Origin of the sequence: Endozoicomonas sp. ONNA2, from assembly GCF_024606365.1 — a bacterium.
Classification (GTDB): domain Bacteria; phylum Pseudomonadota; class Gammaproteobacteria; order Pseudomonadales; family Endozoicomonadaceae; genus Endozoicomonas.
In genome coordinates this window covers 1-1,562 of record NZ_JAHHPO010000477.1, presented here as the reverse complement: position 1 = coordinate 1,562, position 1,562 = coordinate 1, and the positions used below count along the sequence as shown (strand labels likewise).

At 48.8% G+C, this 1,562-nt stretch carries 3 protein-coding genes; all 3 read left to right on the top strand.

Annotation, left to right across the window (positions count from 1 at the left end; genetic code table 11):
• Positions 1 to 144: 144 nt before the first annotated feature.
• The 3 genes from moaB to KDK14_RS08585 are packed head-to-tail and all read left to right on the top strand — an operon-like array spanning position 145 to position 1,480.
• Complete coding sequence (moaB, locus tag KDK14_RS08595; RefSeq protein WP_257264683.1) at positions 145 to 681, top strand: molybdenum cofactor biosynthesis protein B; 537 nt, start codon at positions 145 to 147, stop codon at positions 679 to 681.
• Between the two features lie 2 nt (positions 682 to 683).
• Positions 684 to 1,232 carry a cyclic pyranopterin monophosphate synthase MoaC gene (gene moaC / locus KDK14_RS08590; RefSeq protein WP_257264682.1) on the top strand — a complete coding sequence of 183 codons (549 nt, stop codon included), beginning with the start codon at positions 684 to 686 and terminating at the stop codon, positions 1,230 to 1,232.
• The gene (locus KDK14_RS08585; protein ID WP_257264681.1) at positions 1,229 to 1,480 is read left to right on the top strand and encodes a MoaD/ThiS family protein; all 252 of its coding nucleotides are present in this window, start codon (positions 1,229 to 1,231) and stop codon (positions 1,478 to 1,480) included. The genes moaC and KDK14_RS08585 overlap by 4 nt, the downstream gene beginning before the upstream one ends.
• Positions 1,481 to 1,562: the final 82 nt, after the last annotated feature.

The following is a 1,562-nucleotide window of genomic DNA, read 5'->3' as shown; positions in this document are numbered from 1 at the left end:
TTCTTTTTTCTTCCTTTGTGTCTTTGTGCCTTTGTGGTGAAAGTCTTTTAACTAAATATGACAAGGCTTTCACGCTTAAGTCAGTGCCATTAGGTCATGAGCACCTCTGAATACGATTGAAAATAGACTGGAGCAAGAATTCCCATGGCTCATAATCAGTTTGCTGAGTTTATTCCCGTAAATATTGCCGTCTTGACGGTATCCGACACCCGCACCGAGGCAAACGACACCTCCGGTCAGTTACTGGTTGAAAGCCTCACTGCCGCTGGTCACAAGCTAGCCGACAAGGCCATTGTCAAAGACGACATCTACAAGATTCGGGCAGTCGTATCTCGCTGGATTGCCAGTGATGCCGGGTCTCCGGACTGTGTGCAGGCAGTGTTGGTTACAGGCGGTACCGGGTTTGCCGACAGAGACAGCACACCCGAAGCGCTGCTGCCTATTTTTGACAAGCAGATTGATGGTTATGGCGAGTTGTTCCGTCAGCTTTCCTATGAACAGATCAAAACCTCTACAATCCAGTCCCGTACCGTGGCGGGCATAGCCAATGGCACGGTGATTTTTGTGATGCCCGGCTCCAATAATGCCTGTAAGACCGCCTGGAAAGGCATTATCAGGGATCAGCTGAACAGCCAGCATCGTCCATGTAACTTTGTTGAACAATTGAAAAGGGCCGGGTGATTATGTCTTTTGCCAATAATGCCCTTAGCCATATCGATAGTGATGGTAAGGCCAGCATGGTTGATGTTGGTGAAAAAGACATCACACGTCGTGAAGCCAGGGCCGAAGGATATATCTACATGGCGCCTGAGACGCTGGCACTGGTAAAAGACAATGGTCTTAAAAAAGGTGATGTGCTTGCCGTGGCCAGAATTGCTGGTATTCAGGCTGCCAAACAGTGCAGCCAGCTGGTGCCACTTTGTCACCCGTTGATGCTGAACTTTATTGGTGTTGAGTTTCAATTTGACAGTGCGCCTTCAGTGAGTCCGCCTTCATTAAATAGTGAAGCCTGCATCCGAATTGAAACCTGTTGTCGTCTGAATGGTAAAACCGGCGTTGAGATTGAAGCACTGACAGCGGCATCGGTGGCTGCCCTGACCATCTATGATATGTGCAAGGCAGTGGACAAAGAGATGCACATTGAAGGCATTCGTGTGCTGGAAAAGAGCGGCGGTCGTAGTGGTCACTACATTCACGGTTCAGCGACATCTGCCGCAGATGGTGCAGCATGATTAAAGTACGGTTTTTTGCCAGTTTTCGGGAAAAGCTTGACTGCGAGCAATTGACTCTGGAAGAAGGGGAGTATGCTTCCTTACTGTCTGCATTAAAAAGTCAGTTGGCTAATAAAGGTGAAGCCTGGCGTGAAGTCATGATCAGTGAGCGTACCCTGGTTGCCATCAATCAGACGATGACTCGTCAGGATGTCACATTGCAGCCTGGTGATGAGATTGCCTTTTTTCCTCCGGTTACCGGGGGGTGATTTTTTTTTGAACCACAAAGACACGAAGACACAAAGTTTTACCAGGAGGCTGTCCGAGAATAGACTGCCCTACTGCGGCGAC